The sequence below is a fragment of the Microbacterium nymphoidis genome (genome assembly GCF_021044885.1).
Taxonomy (GTDB): domain Bacteria; phylum Actinomycetota; class Actinomycetes; order Actinomycetales; family Microbacteriaceae; genus Microbacterium; species Microbacterium nymphoidis.
On sequence record NZ_JAJNOD010000001.1, the window covers coordinates 1585877 to 1609121 of the forward strand.

The window sequence follows — 23245 nt, forward strand, 5'->3', positions numbered from 1 at the left end:
AGCGAAGCAGGACCGGCGGCGCACAGGCGCGGGGCGAAGCAGGACCGGCGGCGCACAGGCGCGGGGCGTCGGCACGGTCCCTCGCCAGAGCGAGGCTACGAACGCGGACGGAGGCCGACGAGGATGGCGAGATGATCACTGGCGCCGGCGCGGAGCGTCTCGGCACCTCCTGCGTCGAAACCTCGCTGGAAGATGTGATCGATGCGTGTGGAGGGCAGGTTCGCGGGCCAGGTGAAGCCGAACCCGAACGACGCCTGACGCGGCTCCGTCAGGCGGGAGCGGATGCTCGCCAGCACCGGGTCCGCACCGGCGGCATTGAAGTCGCCGAGAGCGAGGATCCGGTCATGGTCGTCCTGGGCGATCAGGTCTCCGAGTGCACTCAGCATGGCGTCGCGTTCGCCCTGTGCCCCCGGCCGGAATGAGGCGGCATGGACCACGTAAACGCTGATCGGCCCGGCGGGGCTCTCGATCTCCGCCCGAAGTGCGCGATGCCACCCGAGGCCCAGATCCAGCGCCTCGGCATCGATGATCGGAGACGTGCTCCACAGGCCGACCGTTCCCACCACATACCGGTACGGATGCGATTGCGCGAGCGCCTCGATCGCATCGTCACGGGACTGCGCGTCCAGCTCCGTCAGTGCGATCACGTCGGCGCTGCGATCGACGAGCGCTGCCGCCGACTGCGCCGCCGTCCCCGAACCGGCCTCGACGTTCTGGCTGGCGGCGACGATGACCCCATCGCCTTCGGCGGCACCGACCGGGAACCAGGTCAGTGACGAGGCTGTCGCGATGGTCCACACCACCGCCGGGATCAGCGCGATCCAACGGCGGCGCCACCAGCAGAATCCCCCGACCACCACCAGCGCCGCGGGCAGCCAGAGCCACGGCAGTGTCACGGCCGACAGCGTCCCGGCCAGCCCCGGCACGGCGACTCCGGCTATGACGACCAGGAGCAGCACCATGAGAGCCGCGACCAGGCCGGCCCGGATCGGGGCGCGCCCGGTGGGCTGCGGACGAGGGTGAGGCTGCGACACCCCGCGAGCCTATGCGGTGCCGCCTCGGAGGAGTCTGCGCGCCGCCGTCTTCCGTGCACAGGCCTCCCTCGTGACGAGCCGGGGGGGTGTAAGAAGGAGGCATGTCGGCGCGTCGGAATGCCCTGCTGTGGACCGGGATCGGTGCCTTGCTGGTCGCCTTCGTACTCTTCGCACCGCTGTTTCAGGCCGGAATCTGCGTCGACGCGCAAGACACCTCCCGCTCGTACTGCCGCGATTGGCACACGTCGCTCGTCGGCGTGGAGACCAGTCTCTGGATGTGGCTGGGTGGGAGCGGGGTACTGCTGAGCATCGGCCTTCTCACCGGCTGGTGGATCACGCGGCGCGGGAACCCGGACGCCCGGCTCCCCGAGGCCCCTCCCACCGAACGGGCCTGAGTCGCCGATCGGCGAGGTTCACCGCGCGCTCCAACCACCGTCCATGAGGTGCGAGGTCCCCGTCACCATGCCCGCGCTTTCGCTGCACAGCCACAGCACCTGTGCTGCCACCTCCTCCGGCTCCAGCAGCCGCTTGATCGCGGATTCGGTGAGCATGATCCGCTCGACCACCTCGTTCGGCGCGATCCCGTGCACGCGCGCCTGGTCGGCGATCTGCTTCTCCACGAGTGGGGTGCGCACATAGCCGGGATTGACGCAGTTGCTGGTGACGCCGTGCGCACCGCCCTCGAGCGCCACGACCTTGGACATGCCCTCCAGCGCGTGCTTGGCGGTGACGTACGCCACCTTGTAGGGGCTCGCGCGCACGCCGTGCACGGAGCTGATGTTCACGACACGTCCCCAGCCGCGCGCGTACATCTGCGGCAGCGCGGAGCGGGTGAGCAGGAACGGCGCCGTGACCATCAGGTCGATCATGCGGCGGAACACCAGCGGGTCGAACTCCTCCACCGGCGCGATGGTCTGCACGCCGGCGTTGTTGACCAGGACGTCGACGTCGACACTCAGGTCGGCGACGGCTTCCAGGTCGGACAAATCGATGACCAGCGCTTCCCCGCCGACTTCTGCGGCGGCGCCACGCGCGCCGTCCCCATCCCGATCGGCGACGATCACCTGGGCTCCCGCACGGGCGAGCGCTCGTGCGCATGCCAGCCCGATCCCGCTCGCCCCGCCCGTGACCAGCGCCCTTCGGTTCGTCAACTCCGTCGTCATGCTGTGCACGCTAGCTCATGGGGTGAGAGGAAGGCTACCGGATCATCCCGCTGTCCCGTGCCGCCGCGATCGCGGCCGTACGCGAGGCCACGCCGAGCTTGGTGTAGATGTTCGCGAGGTGCGTCTTCACCGTCGACTCCGTCACGTGCAGCCGCTGGGCGAGTTCGCGATTGCTGAGACCGGCACCCGCGAGTTCGAGCACCGCCAGCTCGCGAGCGGTCAGCGTCCGCTGAGGGGTGCGCATCCGCTCGATCAGCCGGGAGGCGATCGCCGGCGCCAGTGCGCTCTCGCCCTGTGCTGCGGCGTGGATCGCCGCAAGCAGGTCGTCCAGGGGCGCGTCTTTCAGCAGATAGCCGTTCGCCCCCGCTTCGATGGCCGCGAGGATGTCGGAGTCCGTGTCGTAGTTGGTCAGTACCAGCACCGCGGGTGGATGAGGCAGCGCGCGCACGGCCCGGGTCGCGTCCACACCCGCACTGCGTCCGTGGAACTGCAGGTCCATGAGCACCACGTCCACGGCCTGCTCGGCGGCGAGGTCGGCGGCCTGCTCCGCGACCTCGATGTCCGCCACCACCTCGATGCCGTCGTCCGCGGCGAGCAGGGCTCGCAGCCCCGCCCGCACGATCGCGTGATCGTCGACGATGAGGACGCGAACGCTCATTCCGGCACCTCCACGATGATCACCGTTCCCGCGCCGGGCGCGCTGTCGATGCGCACCTGACCTCCGAGCTGGCTGACGCGTTCACGCGTGGCCCGGATGCCGAATCCGCCCCGCTGCGCCGCAGCGTCGGTGTCGATCGTGTCGGGGTCCATTCCCACGCCGTCGTCTCCGACGACCATCCGGATGCTGTGTTCGTCGCGCGTGATCTCGATCCAGGCCAGCGACGCGTGAGCGTGCAGCAGCACGTTCGCCATCGCTCCCTGAGCGATACGCAGCAGCGCCGTCTGCAGAGTCATCGACAGTACGAGGGAATCCGCCACCCGGACCTCCACCTTCAGCCCGGGTGCTCGCCAGGTGTTCGCGGCCAGTCGCCGCAGGGCACCGCCCAGGGTGTGCTCGTCGAGCAGCGGCGGGGTGAGCGCACCGATCAGCGCGCGCGTCTCCGCCAGGGTCTCGCTCGCTGTCTGCCGCGCCAGCCGAACCGTGCCCGTTGCCTCGCCTTCGCGCTCTGCCGCCGTCAGCAGCATCACGATGCTGGAGAGATTCTGCGCCACGGTGTCATGAAGGTCCCGCGCCACTCGCGCACGCTCCTGCGCCACACCGGCTTCACGCTCCACAGCCGCCAGCCGCTGCTGGGTGCCGGAAAGCTCCGTATACAGACGCTCGTGCTCGGCGGCTTCTTCGCGCAGCGCGCTGTACGCCTTTCCCAGCAGCACCGCCACCGCTGCACCGATCAGCGGACCGATGACGCCGCCCAGAGACCAGCCCGCGGCGAGCCCGAGCGCGACGACCGCCCACCCCGCGCTCAGCCAGACCGCCAGCGCCCCGAGCGGTGGGCGCAGCAGTTCGAGCTGCAGGAAGAAGACCGGGAAGACGAGATAGGCGGCGTGCGGCGTGAGCCACACCAGTACCGCCCATTCGATGGTGAGCGTGAGAACCCAGATCCACCGCCACGAACGATGCAGCCGCACCGCGGCCCAGCCGTGCACGAACATCGCCGCGACGTAGGTGGCGGTGATCACCACCCCCAGCCCGATCACGATCCCCGTCCCCGGCCCCGGCCCCGGAGACGCCACCGTCATCACGACCGCGAAGACGAGCAGCGCGAGAAAGACGAACTGCAGGCCGATGCGCACGCCGACGACGATCCGGTTCACGGGCGGGTGGGCGTGGGGCATCACCCCCTCACGCTAGACCTCGGCTCAGCTTGGTGCATCCCCCAAAAGATCGAGAATCCCCTCGCCCCATCAGCCGGTGAGGATCCGACCGTCAGCCGATGCCGGGCATGAGGATCGCGACGAGAGTGGGCGAAACGACCGGAAGGACCCCACATGTTCGTCGCCTGGCGCGATCTGCGCTTCGCCCGAGGACGCTTCGCCCTCATCACCGTGGTCGTCGTGCTCGTCAGCGTGCTCGTCGGCTTCCTGTCCGGACTCACGGGAGGGCTCGCCTGGCAGAACGTGTCGGGAGTGCTGGCGCTGCCGGCTGATCGGATCGTTCTGGCGCCCTCTGCCGCGGACGCCACTCCCACGCTGTCGGACTCCACGATCACCCCGGAGCAGACGGACGCCTGGACAGCTGCGGCCGGCGTCGTCTCGGTCACCCCGATCGGGATCAGCCAGGTGCGCGCGCAGAGCGCCGACCATCGCGAGGGGGTGACGCTGTTCGGCGGTGTCGCGGGCGAGACGGAGCCGTCGGCCGACGGCGACGTCGTGCTCTCGCAGGGTGCCGCAGCGGCGCTGCAGGTCAGCGCGGGCGATTCGATCACCCTCGTCGGCGAGGAGTACACGGTCGAGCGCGTGACGGGCGACGATTGGTACAGCCACACACCGGTGATCCACACCACGCTCACCGACTGGCAGTCGGTGAGCGCACGCATGGGGGTTCCCGATGCGCACGCAACGGCGCTGCTCGTGACCGGTGCACCAGATGCGGCCACACTCGACGCCGACACCGGAACCGTCACTGCCACGCCGCTGTCCACCCTGATGAATCTGCCGGCGTTCCGCTCCGAGATCGGCTCGCTGCTGCTGATCGTGGGGCTGCTGTTCGGCATCTCCGCCCTGGTGATCGGCGCCTTCTTCACCGTCTGGTCGATGCAGCGGCGAGGGGACGTGGCGATCCTGAAGGCGCTGGGTGCCACGAACCGGGCGGTCCGCCTCGACGCCCTCGGTCAGGCGCTGGTGGTGCTGCTCATCGGCACCGGACTGGGGCTCGCCATCGTCACCGCCGCCGGTCTCGCGCTGCAGGGGCGCATGCCGTTCATCCTCAGCCCGCTGACCACCCTGTTGCCCGCGGCGCTCATGGTCGTCGTGGGACTCGCGGGAGCGATGTTCTCGCTGCGCGCCGTCACCACCGCCGATCCCCTCACCGCACTCGGGAGCAACCGATGATCACCCTCGATTCCGTCACCCTCACCTTCCCCGATGGCGCCACGCGCATCCGCGCCGTCGACGACGTCAGCATCACCGTCCGCCCCGGCACCATCGCGGGGCTCACCGGCCCGTCCGGGTCCGGGAAGTCGAGTCTGCTGGCCGTCGCCGCCACCCTCATCCGCCCCGACAGCGGAAGGGTGGTCATCGACGACGTCGACACCGCGGGCCTCGACCTCGCCGGTGCCGCGCAGCTGCGTCGAGAGCGGATCGGGCTGATCTTCCAGCAGTCCAATCTGCTTCCCTCCCTCACCGCTCGTGAGCAGCTCACCGTGATGAACGAGCTCGGCGGCAGCCGCCGGGCGAAAGCGGCGGTGACGGCGCGCGCCGATGAACTCCTGGACCGCGTGGGGTTGAGCGATCACCGCCACAAGCGCCCGCATCAGCTCTCCGGAGGTCAGCGGCAGCGCGTCAACATCGCACGAGCGCTGACGAACGATCCGAGCGTGCTCATCGTCGACGAACCCACCAGCGCCCTGGACAGCGAGCGCAGTCAGCAGATCATGGAGCTGCTCGTCGAGCTGACCACGGGCAGTTCGATCGCCACCCTGCTGGTCACGCACGACCTCAGCCTGACGCCGCACCTGCACACCCTGCTGCACATGAAGGACGGTCGGCTCACCAGCCACGCATGAGCAACGGGCGCGATTCCACGATGGAATCGCGCCCGTTTCGTCCGTTCCCGCGACGTCGAGCCGGGACGAGGCTCAGCCGTCGGTACGAGCGCGCTTCTGGTCGGCCTTGGCGAGCTCCTTCGCTCGATCGCGAGCCTTCCGGGCCGCGTTCTCTGCATGTTCGGCCGCTCGGACACGCTGCTGTGCAGCTTTGCGCAGCAGCGTGGCGGCGTGCAGCTCCGCCTCCGCGACCTCGAACGCCTCCTGTGCGCTCAGGGACACCGGCGGCTGTGCCGGCGACGCTGTCGCTGCGCCGCTGAAGAACGCTTCGAGGCCGGCCAGAAGTGCGCCCGCTGCAAAGTGCCGGAACTCCGCGATCGCGCTTTCCGGATGCCCGGGCTCCGGGTCGCCGAAGTACGTTCCGTTGCGCACGAGCGCAACCGCGTCCGGGAACCGTGCGGCCGTGACCGCCTCGACGAGGAGGGCCCGGGTGTCGGCGGACACCGGTTCGCCGTGCAGCACCTCGCGTTCCACGGCCGCGTGCCCGCGCGCGAACGCCGAGAACACCATCAGCACCGCGAGCTTGGCATCGTCGGCTGCCGGCAGACTGCGCATGGCACGCAACCCCCGATCGGCCACCTGGAGCTGACCCGGCATGAGGTGGATCTCCGGCGACAGCGGCGTCTCCAGCATCCAGGGGTGAGCGCGATACGCGTCCAGCAATTCGAAGAGGAAGGTCCGCAACCCCTCCCGCCAGTCGCCCGATTCCAGCGCGGCTTCCCGCGGCATGATCGCGGCGTCGAGCATGAGGCGGTACAGCTCGTCCTTGGTGGCGACGTAGCGGTAGAGGGCCATCGTCGTGAACTCGAAGGTCTGCGCCACGCGCTGCATGGTGACCGCGGCCAGTCCTTCGGCATCGGCGATCGCCACTGCAGCCTCCACGATCCGCTCCAGCGAGAGTTCCCGCTTGGGACCGCGTTGCGGCGCGGCCGCCAGCCCCCACGCGAGCGCAAGGGTCCGCGAGATCTCCGAATCAGCCATCTCCACCTCCACTCCCCACGGTATTCGACGCCGGACTTGACGCTCCGTCCATCTTACTGTTTATTGTGCATACTGTTTATCACGAACACAGAAGGAGGAACCCATGTCGGCGATCATCGACGTCCGCCAGCTCCGCCAGAGCTTCGGCGAGCGCACCGTGCTCGACGGTCTGAACCTCGAGATCGAGGGCGGCATCTTCGCCCTGCTCGGCCCGAACGGCGCCGGGAAGACGACGCTCGTCTCGATCCTGACCACTCTGCTGCGCCCCGATTCCGGCACAGCCCGCGTCTGCGGCCACGATGTCGTCCGCGAGCCGGCTCAGGTGCGACGGATGATCGGCGCGACCGGTCAGTACGCCTCCGTGGACGATCAGCTCACCGCGCGCGAGAACCTCGGAATGATCGGTCGCCTGCTCGGGCTCGGACGCAGCCACGCGCAGGAGCGCGCCGCGGGGATGCTCGATCGATTCGGCCTGTCGGCCTCCGCCGACCGACGCGTCGCGGACTTCTCCGGAGGTATGCGTCGGCGTGTGGACCTCGCGGCCTCACTCATGCGAACCCCTGCCGTGCTCTTTCTGGACGAGCCCACGACCGGTCTCGATCCCGCCAGCCGGGCACAGATCTGGGAAGACGTCGCCTCCCTCTCCGCGGGGGGCTGCACGGTGCTGATGACCACGCAGATGCTGGACGAGGCAGAGGAACTGGCTGACCGCGTCGCGATCATCGCGAACGGTGGGATCGTCGCGGACGGCACGGTTCCCGAGATCCTCTCGCGCGTGGGCGAGGAGACCGTGGCCCTCGTCGACGAGGCCGGACAGACGGTGCGCACGCTTCCTGCGAGGGCGACCGCCGGCGGTCTGGCGGCGGCGCTGGCCGGACTGTCGGCCGAGGAGCGGACGCTGCGCGTTGATGTTCACCGGCCCACTCTCGACGACGCGTTCCTCGCGCTCACTGCGCAGCGAGCCGAGGCGGTGGCCGCATGAGCGCGATCGTCGCGGAGGGCGCTCGCTCCGCTCACCCCGGCAGCGGGCCGCTGACCGCGAGCGCGGTATTCGTCGGTCGGAGCCTGCGCCATAGTCTGCGCGACGGCGAAGGGCTGGTGCTTGCCATCGCGCTTCCCGTGCTGCTGATGCTGATGTTCACCTACGTGTTCGGCGGGGCTATCGATCCGAGCGGCGGCTACCTGGACTTCGTCATCCCGGGCATCATCGTGCTCTGCTCCGGCTACGGCGCCGCGTCCGTGGCGGTATCGGTCAACCGCGACGTCACAGGCGGCGCGATGCTGCGCTTGCGCACCCTGCCGACGGTCGCGGCCATGTGCCTCGCGGGCCACGTGGTCGCGAGTGTCCTTCGGAACCTGGTGGCCACCGTCATCGTGCTGGGCGTGGGGTTCCTCCTGGGCTTCCGCCCCATCGCCGGTCCGGCGGAATGGCTCGGTGTCGCCGGTATCGTGCTGGCGTGGATCATTGCGGTCACCGTGGTGTTCGCCGCGATCGGTCTGCTCGCCTCCAGCCCGGAAGCGGCCAACGGATACGGCTTCGCCGTGCTGTTCCTGCCGTATCTGTCGAACGCGTTCGTGCCGATCGGCTCGCTGCCGTCGTGGCTCGCGCCGGTGGCGGCGGCGCAGCCGGTCACTCCGATCGTCGATTCCATACGCGCGCTGCTTCTCGGCACCGATCCGGGCCTGCAACCCCTCTGGGCCATCGCGTGGTGCGCCGGAATCGTTCTCGTGGGAGCCGTCGTGATCGCATGGCGGTTCCCGCGGCGGTGACGAACGACGGGGTCCGCGGATCGTCGATCCACGGACCCCGTCGGCGCCCTCACACGGAGTCGCCGTCGCACGGAGTCGCCGTCACACGGAGGCACCGCCGAGCGGGGCGCGCGTCGCGTACACCGCGTCCTTCGCATCGAGCGAGATGAGGATCACCGGCGATGCGACGGTGCCGGTGAGGCTGTCCGCGGTGCCGGTGGCAGCCGTGCGCGCCTTGAACGAGAGCGTCGCCCGGCCGGCGGTCACATCGGTCTTCGCCTCGCCGACGGCCTGGGTTCCGTCCCAGAGGAACAGGCGTGCCGTGCCCGCCACCGGAACGTCGACCTCGGCTGTGACGATGCCGAGCGCCACCGACGACGACACCACGCGCAGTGGGTCAGGGCCCGTGGGGAACCCGCCCAGGGGGACACCGTCGATCGCGGACTGCAGGATCGACTGCGGCGATTCCACCGAACGGGCAGCGGTGTCGGGCAGGGTCGGCTCCTTCGGCTGGGCCCCGGCATCCTCGATGCCGTCGAGGGTGATGATCCCCCACCGCCACGGGTCGGCACGCATGCCCGGGAACGTGGACCAGCCGACGCGGTTCTGGGCTGCCTTGTTCTGGGTATCCGAGTCATTGACGATGATGTTGAATCCCACGTGCTGCGGGTCGAGGTTGTCGGGCAGCACGGTGAACGGGATCTTCACCTCCATGTCGTAGCCGGTGTACGAGGCGGCGTCACTCGCCTCCACCACGGCGACCTCCATCCCCGGGGCGGTGACCTTCGCCTCCCCCTGCCAGTTGTCCCGGTCCCGGCCGACGCCCGGGGCGCCGGTGAAGGAGTCCATGGACGGCATGATGCCGCCGATGAACGTGTGAGCGGTGTTCGGCGCCGTGCCACGCGGATCGAAGTAGATCTCCACTGAGTCCGTGCGCCGCTGCCGCTTGTTGTCGGTCGCCGGGAGAATCGTGCCGCGCACGTCGTCCTTCACCGCGATGAAGAGGTAGAAGTTGGCGTCGTCGTGGGTGATCCAGGTCTGCGCGCTGATGGACGGCGTCGTGCCGCCCATCGGCTTGCCGTCCCAGATGGTGTCGATCGCGATGGGCTCACCGGGGTACTCGCCGTCACGCCGCACGCCATCGATGACGGGCGGACTGCTGGTCCGGGTGACCGCGTACGTGGGCACGAGGTTCATCGTGACCGCGCGTTCCGCCACTCCGGCACCGCTGGTCGCGGCCACCATGACCGGCCACTCACCCTTGTTCTCGGCACGGTTCGCCGTGGGGATCGAGGTGTCGTCGTTGCGGACCTCGAAGATGACCGACTCGGTCTTGCCTGCAGCCAGGTCGGCGAACTTCTGCTCAGCGGGCTGTGCGGAAAACCCGGCGGGAAGCGTGATGCTCACGGCACCGGATTGAGCGGTGCCGGAGAGGTTCTCCACCGTCACGGCGAGTTCGCGCGTCCGCCCCTGCCCCACCGCGAACAGCTCGGGAACCAGGACGTCGAGATGCTTCATGCCGAGTCCGGCCGTCCACTCACGGAAGCTCTGGATCTCCTCCAGCGGCTCGATCGTCGCCTCCACCGCGCCCGCCGCGCGAAGCTGCGCGAAGGACATCCCCGATGCGGACCCCGCGGTCAGTGTCGCCTCGACGCGCACCTGGGTGCCGGGCTCATCGTCACCGGCGGTGACGGTGAAGACGGCAGTGTGAGCCTCCCCCGGCTTCAACGCCGGCACCGAAGCCGGCTTCGACGTGCTCCACCCCGCGGGTGCGTCCAGGCTGAGTTCGCCCGCGTCCAGTCCCACCTGGGGCGAGGCGGTCACGATGACCTCGACTTCCAGCGGCTCACCCGCCACCGCTTCGAACCGCTTCGGGCGCACGTCGATCAGCGTGCCGAGCGGGAGCCCGCCTTCGATGGGCAGGGCGGCGCCCCGGAGAGCAGCATCGCCACCGGAGGTGGGGTCCACGATCGGCGATCGGGAGTGGATCACCGTGAACCAGGAGGTCGGGATCTCCGCCGGGTCGGTGGGGCTGGCGGACATCTCTGCCCATCCCTGCGTCACGTAGGCCCACTTGGCGTTGTCGAGCATCTCCGACCACGGGCGAGCATGACGCTCGCTGCGGGTGCCGTTCCAGCAGCCGAACACAACGTCCGATGCCACCTGGGGTTCGTACCCGCCGGCGACGCCGTCCGGTCCGTTCGCTCCCTTTCCACTGGCGCCGGCGCGAAGGATGCGGCGCGGCTGCCACACTCCGAACCCCTCCTCGAGGTGCTCCGGGAAGCGCTTCTCGTCCCCGGCCGCGAGATAGGCCTCTACCGCGAACATCGCGGCCTGCTGGTGGTTGCCGTGGTTTCCTTCCACGGCGGACGGATTCATCGTGACGATGACATCCGGTCGCGTCGCCCGTACCACGCGGACGATGCGGGCGAGCACGGCGTCACCACCCCAGACGTCACGCGAGAGCGGTGCACTGGCGGTGTAGTAGAAGTCGAGTCCGTCGAGATTGAACACGCGCTCGACCCCGGCGAAGCCCACAGCCTTGCGCTCCTCGGCCTCGCGCATCAGGCCCAGCGGCGGACCTTCCTCCAGCCCGACGGCGTTTCCGCCGCCCTCGCCCCGGGTCACCGTGATGACGCCGATCTGCATGCCGTGGAACTCGTTCCATTGCCCGAACACGCCGAGGTTGCCCGCCTCATCGTCGGGATGGGCACCGATGAACAGCACGTTGAGCTTGTGTGCACCGCCGGGAGCCGCCAGCGCGGCTTCCTCGGGGGTGAGCGTGCTTCCGGCGGACGCCGGGGATCGACCGGCGAATGCGCCCAGCCCGAAGGCGGCGCCGGCGATTCCGATCGCTCCGGCCGACATCAGCACCGTCCGCCGGGTGACTCCCCGTTTCTGCGGTGAGCCCGCGGGCGAGGTACCCGGGGAATCCGTGGCTCCGGGGGAAGCAGTGACCTCCATGGTCGTGACCATCCTTCCGTCTGGGCGCACGACAATGTGGCGCCCCACTAGTGGCTGCGAGAAAAGGCCCTCCGAGTTTCGTTCCTTCGGAAAATATCGGGGCCGTTTCCATTCCATCGGCGGCGCCCACCTTCGTCAACGCCGGAAAATAAGTCCCACGGGTGGCGGCGGCCGGGCATCCCGGACCCGGCGACAATGGAGACATGGTCTCGGCGTTCACGCTTGTCACGGAGTGTCCGGTGCCCGCGCGCACGATGTTCGCGGCATCACTCGACATCGATCTGCATGTCGAGTCGATGCGTGATTCCGGGGAGACCGCGATCGACGGCGTGTGCTCGGGCAGCATCGGGCTCGGCGAGAGCGTCACCTGGCGCGCCCGCCACTTCGGGATCTGGTTCCGGATGACCTCGCAGATCACCGCGCTGGACGAGCCGCGCCGCTTCGTGGATCAGCAGGTGGCGGGCCCGTTCCGCTCCTTCGTCCACGAGCACCTGTTCGAGGACACCGCAGACGGCTCCCGGATGACCGACACGATCACACTCGCATCTCCGGTCTTCGGGATCCTCGCCGAACGCCTCGTGCTGGTGCCGTACCTACGGCGCCTCATCCGTCAGCGCAACGCCACCCTGGTGCAGTCGGTCCACTGACATCCCCGGCAGACGACGACGGGCGTGGCCTCCGTCCGGAGGTCACGCCCGTCGATCATGTCAGCACATCAGCGTCGGCTAGTCGCCCGGCGACGAGCGATCAGAATGAACGTTCCCAGGCCGAGCAGCGCCATCGCGCCGACGAACGGCGCCGGGCTGAGATCCATACCCGTCGTCGGCAGCCCCGTCGGACCGCTCTGCTTGCCCGGCTTGCCCGGGACGACCGGAGAGCTCGCCGTCGACGTTGGGGACGGCGTGACACTCGGCGTCGTCGTCGGGGACGGCGTGGCGCTCGGCGTCGTCGTCGGGGATGGCGTGACACTCGGCGTCGTCGTCGGCGTGGCACTCGGCGTGGCGCTCGGCGTCGTCGTCGGGGTCGGAGTGGGAGTCGGCGTCGTGGTCTGCTCCACGGTCACGGTCTGGGCCGCGTCGTTGATGTCCTGGTGGACCGCCACCGGAGTGGTGAGGTCCGTGGACTCGAACAGCTCCTCGTACGCCACCAGCGCCTCGCCGGCGAACCCGGCGGGAACCTCGAACGTCACCTCGACCGAACCGTCCGCGGCCACCGGAGTGAACGTCACCGTACCGGTGACCCCGGTGGCGGTGCCGTCGCCCTGAAGCATCAGCTCACCCGTGATGGTGTATTCGGTACCCACCGTCAGGTTCTGGTACGCCACCGTGTCGATCAGCGTGCCGCCCTCAGCGGGAAGCACATGATCCGCGTCAGCCGAATCCACCAGCGACGTTCCGATGGCGGGCTCCTCCACCGTCGGCGGCGTCTGCACCGTCACGGTCTGAGCCGCGTCGTTGATGTCCTGGTGCACCGCCATCGGCGTGGTCAGATCGGCGGACTCGAACAGCTCCTCATACGCCACCAGCACCTCACCACCGAAACCAGCCGGAACAGCGAACGTCACCGTCGTCGTCCCGTTCGCCTCGGCCGGCGTGAACGTCGTCGTACCCGTGATGCCGGTAGCCGAGCCATCCGACTTCAGCATCAGCTCACCCGTCACCGTGTACTCCACACCGGGCGTCAGATTCTCGTACGCGATGGTGTCCACGACGGTGCCACCATTCCACCCCAGCACCTTGTCACCGTCAGCCGAGTCGACCAGCGTCGTACCGATCGTGGGCTGCGGCACCGCGACCCAGGTGGTGTCGGCGGAGGCGGTGGTGTTGGCCGTGGACTTGGCGGCGAGGATCATGGTCTGAGCGTGCGCGTCCGGCGTCATCGAACCGTTGTCCAACGGGACGTTGAGGACATAGCCGGTGGCGCTGGAGCCTTCCGCGGTCGCGGTGATCGTCGCAGAGCCGGCGTCGACGACACCCGTGGCATCCAGGTACAGCTGCTGCCCGTCGACGACGGCCGACACGTCGATGGCGTTGCCCGCGGCGTCGACGATGGACAGACCGGACTCCGTCGTCACACTCACCGTCGCCTGGTTGGTGTGCACCGTGAACGGGCCCACCAGCGTGGCCGCTTCCTGACCCGCGGGAGGAGCGTCGACGGACACCGTGATCGGCGCCGGAACGACCGGGGCCGTCGCCGTGTCGGCGTTGGCGCCGTTGACGAGATACCAGTACGCGTCTCGCGCGTTGCCGTACGTGGCCGGGTCATCCACCCAGGCACGCCACTCCGCGTCGAAACCGAGGTCGGTGTAGCGCCAGATGGCGTACTGCGTGGCCATCACCAGATCGTCGGTCGTGACGTTCGTGAGTCCGGATGCGGTGTGGAAGTCGTCCAGCGAGATCACCGGGAGCGAGTGGGTGAGCACCCACATGACCTTGGCCTGCACCAGTTGTGCATTGGGCCCGGTGAACAGGCTGTCGGCGAGAGCGCCGTCGAAGTCGTCGAGCACACCGGTGGCCCCCGGATTCGCCGAGATGTTGTGTTCGACGCAGTAGGCCCAGAAGTCCGCTGCCTCCCAGTACGACTGCGGGCCGCTCTCGGCGTCCGGCGCGTCGGCGGGCCGTTGCGGATACACCGCGTGCGCCACAGCGCCGTTATAGCCGATGCTCCCCCCGACCCAGACGCTGTCTCCCGCCTGGAGTGCGGGCGCTGCGCTGGCGATCTGCGGCGCGACGATGCCGAGTGCGACGAGCCCCGCAGCCGCGAGGGCGCCGCCGATCTTCGTCCGCAACCGTGGGTTTCGGTTCTTCACGGATGACCCCATTCTTCTCTCCCTGAAAAGGTCGTGACTGCTTCGGGTGCAGCCACCATTCCCCCAATCAACTGACACTAGGTCGGCCGAAAATCCCGTCCGATCACCACTCCCAAAATGACCCCAATAGTGGGGTCATTTTCTGTGGACAATCGCAGCCGGGGCGAGCCGCGTCTGGCACACAACACCATGCTTGCCATATAAAGGCGGCTTTGCCGTCCGTGGCGTCGCAGGAGTGACTGTCGCTCGCGGATACGATGGGCGGCGTCATGGATGCGACCGCTGGCCACTCCGCGCGCGGCGTCGCGAGCTCCCTCGTCGCCAGCGCCATGTTCGGCGCGATGTTCCTGGTATCCGGGCTGCTCGACGTCTCCGCCGAGTCGATGTTCGGCTGGCGGATGCTGGTCACGGGGGCGTGCTTCCTCATCGCGCTGCTCTGGGCACCGGGGCGCGCGGCGCTCGCCGATCTGGTCGCCCTGCTTCGTCATCGCTGGTGGACGCCGCTCGTCCTGCTCTGCACGGCAGCGCTGGTCGGCGTGCAGATGTGGCTGTTCGCCTGGTCGCCGATGCACGGTCACGGGCTGGACGCGTCGCTCGGATACCTGCTGCTGCCGATCGTGCTCGTGCTGTCAGGGCGTTTCGTGTTCCACGAGCGCGTGACGCGCATGCAGTGGTGGGCGGTGGCGGTCGCCGTGGTCGCGGTGGCGATCAAGATCGTCTTCTCCGCGACCTTCTCGTGGGTGACGGTCCTGGTCTGCCTCGGCTACGCCGCGTACTTCGCCCTGCGCAAGCGCTTCCGGCTCGACACCCAGGCCGCGTTCGGCGGTGAGGTGGCGATCCTGTGCCTTCCCGCCGTTGCGTTGATCGCGTGGAGCCGTGGCGCGGCGACGTTTGGGGAACAGGGCATCGTCATCGCTGTCGGCCTCGGCGGCGCGGTGGCGATGACGCTCTACCTGGCGGCATCGCGTCTGCTCACCCTCGCGGTCTTCGGGCTGCTCAGCTACGTGGAACCCGTCCTGATGTTCGTGGCGGCGCTCCTCCTGGGCGAGCGGATCGCGACGTCGGACGTGGTCGCCTATGGGCTGCTCGCCGTGGCTCTCGCGATCCTCGCCGTGGGATCGATCAGCCCGCGCCGCTGAGGCCTCGCGACTCAGCTGCCGCCGAGTTCACGAAGCACGTCGTCGGCGTCGCCGTGGCGTCCGGCGCCACGAAGTGCTTCCACGAGCGCGGCGCCGAGCACCGAACGCTGGCTGCCCGATGAGGCGTCGAATGCGAGGCGCATCACATCGGGCGTATCTGCCGCGCCCACCGACTCCCGGATGCGCGCGGCCAGCCACAGCGCCTCAGCCGCGGCGTCCGCACGGCCGGTGTCGCGGTGCAGCTCAGCCGCACGGGTGGCGAGATCGAAGGCCAGATCGGCGTCGTCGCCGGCCAGGAGGCGGGCGCGGGTCTCGGAGATCACCGCGAGCGCGCTGGCACGGCGGTGGCCGCGACGGGCACGCAATCGCTCATCCCGCACGTCGTCGTCATTGGCAACGGCCAGCAGCTCGTGGACACGCGCTGCCGCCGCAATGACGTCACCGGTGTCGTCGCGATCGGCGGCGACCGGCGCCCACGCCTCGATCACCTGCACGATGAGCTCCGGCTCGACCCCCGCCGCGAGAAGGCGCGCGATGGACTCCCCATAGGCGTGATGCGAGGCGACGGGATCGCGGAGGAGGTCGGCGCTTCGCCCCAGCTCCGCGTAGGCGAAGCCGGCATCCGCAAGCGCGCCGGCGGCGTCGGCGAGAACAGCTGCACGGCCGTAGGCCTCCGCCGCGGTCGCGAGATCGGTCGATACGGCGGCTTCCGCGGCCGCAAGCGCCTGCTGCCAGGTCTCGGCACCGGATTCGCCGGTCGCCGTGCCGACGGCATCCGCCGGCGCGGCGACAGAAGCTTCCGGTGCGACAGCGGAAGGAACGGCGACGCGGAACTCCAGCCGGTGCGGGGGCAGCGGACGCTCGATGTCCGCGATCGTCCGGGCCCGCAGACGATCTCCGCCGGCACGCGCGCCGAATGCGTCGGCGAGTTCGAGAGCGCGCTCACGCGTCCACGCGGCGAGCTCGGCGACGGTGTCCGCCGGAACGGTCCGCAGCCGCAGCGGCGCGTCCAGTCCGGCGCGCACCAGTGCGCTGGTGCCTGCGGCGACCGACGTGAGGAAGGAGAGGTGCAGCCATCCCGTGATACCGGAGGTCAGGTAGTCCTGATCCTCTTCGATGGCAGCCACGGCCAGATCGAGCGCGCCACCGCGACCGAGGGTCCAGATCCGCCGGCCGCGCGCCATGGTGAGATGTGCCGACTGCCGGGGCAGTGCCGCTTCGAAGTCACGGTGCAGACGTGCCGCGCCCGCGGCGTCGCCCACTTCCAGAAGTGCCTGCGCATGCAGGGAATAGAGATCGGCGGGGTCGGTGGTGCAGCGCCGATCCGGTGCACCCGGTGCGCTCGCCAGCGTCACCGTCTCCGCGAACCGGCCGTCGCGGGCGAACACCATGGCCACGCGAGTGCGCTCGCAGAACTCGCACTCCGCCGTGGTGCGCGGCGTATGCCGCCACTCCTCGAACCGTGCCTCCACGTCGTCGGACTCGGAGCGGATCGCCCATCGCAACCGCTCGTACGCCGCGGCGTCGGCGGCGAGGCCCGCAACGGCGGCGAGCTGTGTCATGTCATCCAGCAGCGGCAGGATCTGTGCGGCCGAGACCGAGGGGTCATCCTGCACACCGCCGACCACCCAGTTCATGGCGGCGAAGAACGCCTCGCGGTCCCACTTGTCGAATCGTTCGGGATGCTCGGCCCACAGGCGACGCAGTCGCGAGAAGACGACGAGCGCGCGCGGGGTGTCCCCCGCGAAGAAGTGCGCCTCCACGAGACAGATCAGAACGTACGCCTCCGCGTCATGCTGGCCGTCCCGGTCCACCTCGTCCAGGAGCCGGACCATGGTCTCGGTTCGGGCGGGGCCGTACGGCATGCTGTCGGCGTTCTGCGCCGCAGCAAGGATGTCATCGATATCGCGGGTCACGGGTGATCTCCGATTCGGGTTCGGGAGCGGTGCTCACGGCGTTTCGTCGGGTGCAGCGCTCAGCCCGGCGGTGAGCAGCACGTTCAGGGAGTCGTTGAGCTGGGTCGCCTCGGCGGCCCGCAGCACCTCGCCGGAGCGCATCACCGCGGACAGGTGGATGGTGCGGACGCCGGCGCGGAAGACCTCGCCGCGGTCGGCGCTCAACAGGCGCCGCACCAGCGGATTCGCATCGTTCAGCACCAGCTGCCGTGATGCCGTGGGGCGGGCGAATGCGGCCAGCACGTCCCCCCAGGCGGCGTCGGCCAACTCGCGCTCTGCGGCGATGTCGCGCTGATGCTCGGCCTCGGCATCGCGCAGCAGAACGGCAGCGGTGTCCTCCGGAAGGAACGTGCGGATCAGGACGTCCACATCGGCGTCGGCCAGCACGGCCTGCGCGGCCGCCACACCGTCCAGGGTGGCGAGCTCGCGTGAGGGATCGAGGGGGTTCAGCGCACGCACCAGATCCTCGACGCGCAGCTGACGCACGCGCCATCCGGAACGGCCGCTGAGGCGTGCGAGCACGTCCGCGTCGTAGACGTAGCCGGCGTTCACCACGACAAGACCCTGTGCCCGCGCGACATCGGCCACGCGGCGGAACGCCTCGGTGGTGGGCGCGTAGAGGATCTCACCGCTGCGCTCCCCCACCTCGCTGAGGGTCAGCTCACCGTCCGTCGTCTGGTACGGCAGCGTCTTCGCGACGAGATCCAGCATGTCGTCGTCCCCCGCCGCCAGGGCACGGAGGGAGAGGTGATGGGTCCGCAGGAATCGTCCCCGAAAGGCGGTGTCCTCCGACAGCGCCTGTGTCGCCCAGGCCCGGAGCCCGGCGGCCAGGTGCTCCTGAGCGGTGACCAGCACCTCGTCGGTGTGCAGCTGCTCGCGCGAGGCGGTCGGATTGAGTCCATCGGCGTTCACCACGGCACGGACGAAGAACGCCCAGTCCGGCAGCAGTCCGTCCACGCGGTCACCCAGCAGCATGCGCTTCACGTAGACGCGATGACGAGCGCCCGTGGGCGCGACGGCGGCGGGGAGCACGAAGGCCACCCCGGTGAGTCCGACCTCCGGCACGCTGAGATCGATCACCCCCAGCGGCGTGAAGCCGAACAGGCTCTCCCCGTAGCGGATCAGCGCCTGCTCTCGCGCACGAGGTGTGGGATGCGTCTCCTGCCACGGCAGCTCATCGCGGGAGATCCGACGCGGGAGCACCGTGTTCCCGACCGGAACCTCCACGCTGATGTCCACGGGAAGCAGTTCGCCATACTCGGCGGCGAGAGCGGTCACCGTGTCGGTGGACATCCAGTGCGCGGCCTCCGGACGGGCATGCAGTCGCACGCGGGTTCCGATGGGGACGTCGCCGATGTCCGCCGGATCCTCTTCGATCTCGAACGTGCCGTCGTCCCGGCCCCGCCAGCGCACCGGCGGGCTGCCGGAAGCGGAGCGCGAGATCACCTCGATGGTCTCTGCCACCATGAACGCCGCGAGCATGCCGATTCCGAAGCGCCCGATGTAGTCGGTGCGACCGGTGAGTTCGTCCCGCTTCGAGCTGCGACCGATCGTGGCGAGCAACTCATCCGCCTCCGCAGCGGAGAGACCGACACCGGAGTCGATCACCTCGAGCGTCTCGCCCCGGGCGATCAGACGGATCGATGCCGGAGAGTGCGCGTCCTGCGCCCGCCGCGCCTGGACGGCGTCGACACCGTTCTGCAGCAGCTCACGCAGGTAGACGCGCGGACCGGAGTACAGGTGGCGCGCCAGCAGGTCGACCATGCCGCGCAGGTCGACCGCGAACGCGCGACTCATTCCTCGGCGAACGCCGCTGCGGCCGCTGCAGCCTCGGTGGGGTACTGCTCGTCGAGGAAGCCGAACGCGCTGAGCGTGGAGCCGATCGCGGTGGCGAAGTGAACGTCGAGCTGGTCGTCGGTGACGCCCTTCTCGTAGTCCACTCCGTGCGCCGCGAAGACGTTCACATCGCCGTCGTCATCGATGAGCACGGACACACGCGGGAACATGCGTTCCGTGTTGATCTGGTTGGCGAGGCGGACGAGGTTGCCGTACTGGTCCGGGTTCACCGTGCGGTTCCACCGTCCGCGTACCTGCAGGATCTCCTTGTCCTGTCCCATCAGGAAGAAGTAGAACAGGTGGCCATCCCACCAGCCGCCGACGTCGCCGTCGCTGTCGATGCTGTAGTGCATGCCGCCCGCATCGAGCACCGCGGTGATGCGGTCACGGCTCAACGGTGCGAGCGCGCCCGCGCTCCCGGTGGACTTGTCGAAGAAACCCATGCCATACCCCTCAGAATCCCCGCCCCGAGCATCACGCGGGAGGTGACTCCACCCTACGACGAGCGTCGGGGATCATGACAGCCTTCTCATCCGCTTCGCCGGCTCCTTCATTCCTCGGCGTCGGGCGTCCGCAGGTACGTCACGTGCGCGGCGTGACGCTCGAGGTGATGGGGCGAGCGTCGCACGAACAGCCAGGCCACCACGAGGATCACGAACCAGACGGGCGTCACCAGCAGTGCGGTGAGCGTGTCCGGCTGGGTGGTGAGAGCCCAGAGGATGAAGAGGAAGAACGCCAGCACCACGAACACCATGAACCGGCCGCCCGGCATCCGGTACGCGGAGCGCGCCACCGCCTCGGGGCGCTTGCGCCGGTAGGCCAGGTAGCTGAGCAGGAAGATGGTCCACACGAACATGAAGCACACCGCGGACACGGTGGTCACCATGTCGAACGCGGTTCCGATGTCGTCACCCGCGTACAGCAGCACGACGCCCGCCAGCAGCAGGATGCAGGACAGGAACAGGGCGTTCTGCGGCACGCGACGCCGGGAGAGCCGAGCGAACAGACGCGGTGCGTCTCCATCCTGCGCGAGTCCGAACACCATGCGTGACGTGGAGTAGATACCGGAGTTGGCACTGGACATCGCCGAGGTGAGCACCACGAGGTTCACCACCGTGGCGGCGATTCCGAGGCCTGCCAGCGAGAACATCGCGATGAACGGGCTGCTGCCGGCCTCGTACTGAGTCCACGGCGTGACCGACATCAGGATGATCAGTGCACCGACGTAGAACAGCATCACGCGCACCGGGATGGCGTTGATGGCCTTCGGCAGGTTGCGCCGGGGGTTCTTGGTCTCCGCGGCCGCTGTGCCCACCAGCTCGATGCCCACGAACGCGAAGACCGCGATCTGGAAACCCGCCACGAAGCCCATGAACCCGTTCGGGAAGAACCCGCCGTGGCTCCAGAGGTTGGCGAAAGACGCCGTGCCCGCGTCGGACTGGAAGCCTCCGAAGATCATGACGAGACCGGTGACGATGAGCGCGACGATGGCGATGATCTTGATCAGCGCGAACCAGAACTCCACCTCCCCGAACGCGGCCACCGTGGGCAGGTTCAGCAGGAGCAGCACGACGACGACGAGCAGCCCGGGAATCCACAGCGGCACGTCGGGGATCATGACCTTCACGTAGCCGGCGATCGCGATCACGTCGGCGACGCCTGTCACCACCCAGCAGAACCAGTACGTCCATCCGGTGAAGAAGCTCGCCCATGGACCGAGGAGGTCGCCGGCGAAGTCGCTGAACGAGCGGTACTTCAGATTCGACAGCAGCAGCTCGCCCATGGCCCGCATGACGAAGAAGAGCATGAACCCGATGATCAGGTAGACGAAGATCACCGATGGACCAGCCACCGAGATGGTCTTGCCGCTGCCCATGAACAGGCCCGTGCCGATCGCCCCACCGATCGCGAGGAGCTGGATGTGGCGGTTGCTCAGCGCGCGCTGCAGTCGGGGTTCGCCCCCGTCGGAGATGCTGTCAGCCGAGGTGCTCATGGGTTCCTCCCCGTTCGGAATGGAGCCATCGTAGCGTCGGCCATCCGCCCTCCCGCGCATTCTCCACCGCGCGCAGCGTGAGGGTTCTCTCACCGCTTCGCCGTCCTCCCGGTCGGTGCGGGAATAGACACGGACCGCTGTGCGCTGACACACACCGAAACAGGATGTGCGATGTATGCACGCGCATGCCTACCCTCAGTGGACTCACCCCGAACCCTGGAGCTATGCCCATGTCACGTCGCAGAATCGCATCGACCCTCGCCCTCGTCGCGGCCGCCGGATTGATGCTCAGCGCGTGCGCGCCCGCGTCCGGGCCCTCCGAGGGCACGTCGGATGGCTCCGCCACTTCCGCGAGCACCGGCGGGGCGCTGACCTACGTCATCTCCTCGGACCCCACCTCCACCAACCCCATCAACCTCAACGACCGCTGGGGACTGACCTTCGCCAACATCGTCTACTCGCCGCTCGCGCGCGTCGAGGGCGACGGCACCGTCGTCAACGAGCTGGCCGACACCATCACCCCCGCCGAGGACGGTCTCTCGGTGACCGTGAAGCTGAAGTCCGGCCTGAAGTGGTCCGACGGCGAGCCGCTCACCGCGAAGGACGTGGTCTTCACGTACACGGAGAAGGCCAAGAAGGAGAACGGCAACGCCGACCTGCTGTGGGTGGGCGACAAGCCGATCACCGCCGAGGCGACCGATGACACCACCGTGGTCTTCCACCTGCCCTCGATCAGTGCCGCTGCGCTGTCGAACATCGCCACCGAGACCTACATCATCCCGGAGCACGTCTACGGCAAGATCACGGACTTCTCCACCTCCGATCTCGACCCCGCCGCGGTCGGATCGGGTCCGTACCAGCTGGCCGAGTACAAGCGCGGCGAGTACCTGCGCTTCGAGCCGAACCCGAACTACGCCGGCGATGCACCGCAGGTCAGCGATCTGACCCTGCGCATCGTCAGCAACGCCGACACGGTCAAGACCGCGCTGCAGACGGGAGAGGTGGACGCCTCCTTCGTCACCGCCGCGCAGGTCGAGGAGTTCGAGGGCACCGATGTCACGGTGCACCCCTACGCCGAGGGCCGCGTCGCCTACCTCGGCGTCATCGCCGCGAAGGTCCCCGATGTGAACGTGCGCCAGGCGCTGTTCTACTCGCTGGACAAGAAGCAGATCGACGACGGTGCATTCCTCAGCACGGACTACTACGAGCCGGCGTACTCGATCCTCCCGCCGAGCAACCCGTTCGCCACCGAGGACGTCCAGAAGTACGAGACGGACCTCGAGAAGGCGCAGACGCTGCTCGCCGGTGCGAAGCCGACCATCACGCTCGGCTACACCGCGGGCGACCCGGCACAGGAGACCGAGGCCACGCTGATCCAGGAGCAGGCGGGCAAGGCCGGGATCACCGTGCAGCTGCAGGCCGTGGACGGATCGGCGCTGTATGCGGACATCGAGAAGGGCGCGGGCTCCTCGTTCGACGCGTTCCTCGGCGGCTACATCATGGGCAACGACCCCGACGCGTACTCGGCGCTGTTCCGCACGGGCGCTTCGGCGAACTACTTCGCCTACTCGAACCCGGCCGTCGACACGCTGTTCGACCAGGGCACGGCCGAGCTGGACGAGACCAAGCGGAAGGCGATCTACGCCGACCTGCAGAAGACCATCGCGGATGACGCGGTCTTCTACCCGCTGGCCGACAACCTCAAGATCCTGGCCACCGGCCCGCGCGTCGGCGGCGTGGATGAGGCCGTCCTCGTTCCGATCTACACCTTCGAGCACTGGGAGAAGCTGACCGTCAAGTAACGTCGGTTTCATCCCTGTCACGCCCCGCGAGACTTCGGCATGCGGGCGAGAATCGG

At 68.8% G+C, this 23245-nt stretch carries 19 protein-coding genes; 8 read left to right on the top strand and 11 right to left on the bottom strand.

Translation table 11 applies throughout. The annotated features are described in order from the left end of the window. Positions 1–95: 95 nt before the first annotated feature. Positions 96–1034: an endonuclease/exonuclease/phosphatase family protein gene (locus LQ566_RS07370; protein ID WP_231090962.1), complete on the bottom strand. Its 939-nt coding sequence runs from the start codon at positions 1032–1034 to the stop codon at positions 96–98. A gap of 101 nt (positions 1035–1135) precedes the next feature. Between LQ566_RS07370 and LQ566_RS07375 the strand changes: the two genes are divergently transcribed. Beyond that, complete coding sequence (locus LQ566_RS07375) at positions 1136–1429, top strand: hypothetical protein (RefSeq protein WP_231090963.1); 294 nt, start codon at positions 1136–1138, stop codon at positions 1427–1429. A gap of 18 nt (positions 1430–1447) precedes the next feature. On the opposite strand, the gene LQ566_RS07380 is transcribed toward LQ566_RS07375, so the two are convergent. The 3 genes from LQ566_RS07380 to LQ566_RS07390 are packed head-to-tail and all read right to left on the bottom strand — an operon-like array spanning position 1448 to position 4033. After that, positions 1448–2197: a 3-hydroxybutyrate dehydrogenase gene (locus LQ566_RS07380; RefSeq protein WP_231090964.1), complete on the bottom strand. Its 750-nt coding sequence runs from the start codon at positions 2195–2197 to the stop codon at positions 1448–1450. A 34-nt stretch (positions 2198–2231) separates the two neighbouring features. Further along, positions 2232–2855, bottom strand: a complete 624-nt coding sequence (locus tag LQ566_RS07385; RefSeq protein ID WP_231090965.1) for a response regulator — start codon at positions 2853–2855, stop codon at positions 2232–2234. Continuing rightward, a complete protein-coding gene (locus tag LQ566_RS07390) occupies positions 2852–4033 on the bottom strand; it encodes a sensor histidine kinase (protein ID WP_231091396.1) in 1182 nt (393 codons plus the stop codon). Before LQ566_RS07390 ends, LQ566_RS07385 begins: the two co-directional genes overlap by 4 nt. A gap of 153 nt (positions 4034–4186) precedes the next feature. Between LQ566_RS07390 and LQ566_RS07395 the strand changes: the two genes are divergently transcribed. Continuing rightward, complete coding sequence (locus LQ566_RS07395) at positions 4187–5248, top strand: ABC transporter permease (protein WP_231090966.1); 1062 nt, start codon at positions 4187–4189, stop codon at positions 5246–5248. After that, complete coding sequence (locus tag LQ566_RS07400) at positions 5245–5922, top strand: ABC transporter ATP-binding protein (RefSeq protein WP_231090967.1); 678 nt, start codon at positions 5245–5247, stop codon at positions 5920–5922. Before LQ566_RS07395 ends, LQ566_RS07400 begins: the two co-directional genes overlap by 4 nt. Before the next feature lie 72 nt (positions 5923–5994). On the opposite strand, the gene LQ566_RS07405 is transcribed toward LQ566_RS07400, so the two are convergent. Beyond that, complete coding sequence (locus tag LQ566_RS07405; protein WP_231090968.1) at positions 5995–6942, bottom strand: TetR/AcrR family transcriptional regulator; 948 nt, start codon at positions 6940–6942, stop codon at positions 5995–5997. 103 nt (positions 6943–7045) lie between these two features. Here LQ566_RS07405 and LQ566_RS07410 point away from each other — a divergent pair, with 103 nt between their 5' ends. Together LQ566_RS07410 and LQ566_RS07415 are read left to right on the top strand one after the other, a co-directional pair. Then, complete coding sequence (locus LQ566_RS07410; protein WP_231090969.1) at positions 7046–7924, top strand: ABC transporter ATP-binding protein; 879 nt, start codon at positions 7046–7048, stop codon at positions 7922–7924. Then, the gene (locus LQ566_RS07415; RefSeq protein WP_231090970.1) at positions 7921–8712 is read left to right on the top strand and encodes an ABC transporter permease; all 792 of its coding nucleotides are present in this window, start codon (positions 7921–7923) and stop codon (positions 8710–8712) included. Before LQ566_RS07410 ends, LQ566_RS07415 begins: the two co-directional genes overlap by 4 nt. A gap of 81 nt (positions 8713–8793) precedes the next feature. Here LQ566_RS07415 and LQ566_RS07420 read toward each other — a convergent pair whose 3' ends face one another. Further along, entirely contained in the window at positions 8794–11655 is a 2862-nt protein-coding gene (locus LQ566_RS07420) for a PIG-L family deacetylase (RefSeq protein ID WP_231090971.1), read from the bottom strand. A 203-nt stretch (positions 11656–11858) separates the two neighbouring features. On the opposite strand from LQ566_RS07420, the gene LQ566_RS07425 reads away from it, so the two are divergent. Further along, positions 11859–12302, top strand: coding sequence for an SRPBCC family protein (locus LQ566_RS07425; protein WP_231090972.1), 444 nt, complete (start codon positions 11859–11861; stop codon positions 12300–12302). 68 nt (positions 12303–12370) lie between these two features. Here LQ566_RS07425 and LQ566_RS07430 read toward each other — a convergent pair whose 3' ends face one another. Then, complete coding sequence (locus LQ566_RS07430) at positions 12371–14464, bottom strand: VaFE repeat-containing surface-anchored protein (protein WP_231090973.1); 2094 nt, start codon at positions 14462–14464, stop codon at positions 12371–12373. Between the two features lie 269 nt (positions 14465–14733). Between LQ566_RS07430 and rarD the strand changes: the two genes are divergently transcribed. Further along, the gene (gene rarD / locus LQ566_RS07435; protein WP_231090974.1) at positions 14734–15603 is read left to right on the top strand and encodes an EamA family transporter RarD; all 870 of its coding nucleotides are present in this window, start codon (positions 14734–14736) and stop codon (positions 15601–15603) included. Positions 15604–15614: 11 nt separating this feature from the next. Here rarD and LQ566_RS07440 read toward each other — a convergent pair whose 3' ends face one another. The 4 genes from LQ566_RS07440 to LQ566_RS07455 form a co-directional block, all read right to left on the bottom strand. Next, a complete protein-coding gene (locus LQ566_RS07440; RefSeq protein ID WP_231090975.1) occupies positions 15615–17519 on the bottom strand; it encodes an ATP-binding protein in 1905 nt (634 codons plus the stop codon). Positions 17520–17552: 33 nt separating this feature from the next. Further along, positions 17553–19355, bottom strand: a complete 1803-nt coding sequence (locus LQ566_RS07445; RefSeq protein WP_231090976.1) for an HSP90 family protein — start codon at positions 19353–19355, stop codon at positions 17553–17555. After that, complete coding sequence (locus LQ566_RS07450) at positions 19352–19837, bottom strand: type III secretion system chaperone family protein (RefSeq protein ID WP_231090977.1); 486 nt, start codon at positions 19835–19837, stop codon at positions 19352–19354. Before LQ566_RS07450 ends, LQ566_RS07445 begins: the two co-directional genes overlap by 4 nt. Positions 19838–19944: 107 nt before the next feature. Beyond that, on the bottom strand, positions 19945–21387 hold the full coding sequence (locus tag LQ566_RS07455) for an amino acid permease (RefSeq protein WP_231090978.1): 1443 nt from the start codon (positions 21385–21387) through the stop codon (positions 19945–19947). 230 nt (positions 21388–21617) lie between these two features. Between LQ566_RS07455 and LQ566_RS07460 the strand changes: the two genes are divergently transcribed. Beyond that, positions 21618–23189, top strand: coding sequence for an ABC transporter substrate-binding protein (locus LQ566_RS07460; protein ID WP_231090979.1), 1572 nt, complete (start codon positions 21618–21620; stop codon positions 23187–23189). Positions 23190–23245: the final 56 nt, after the last annotated feature.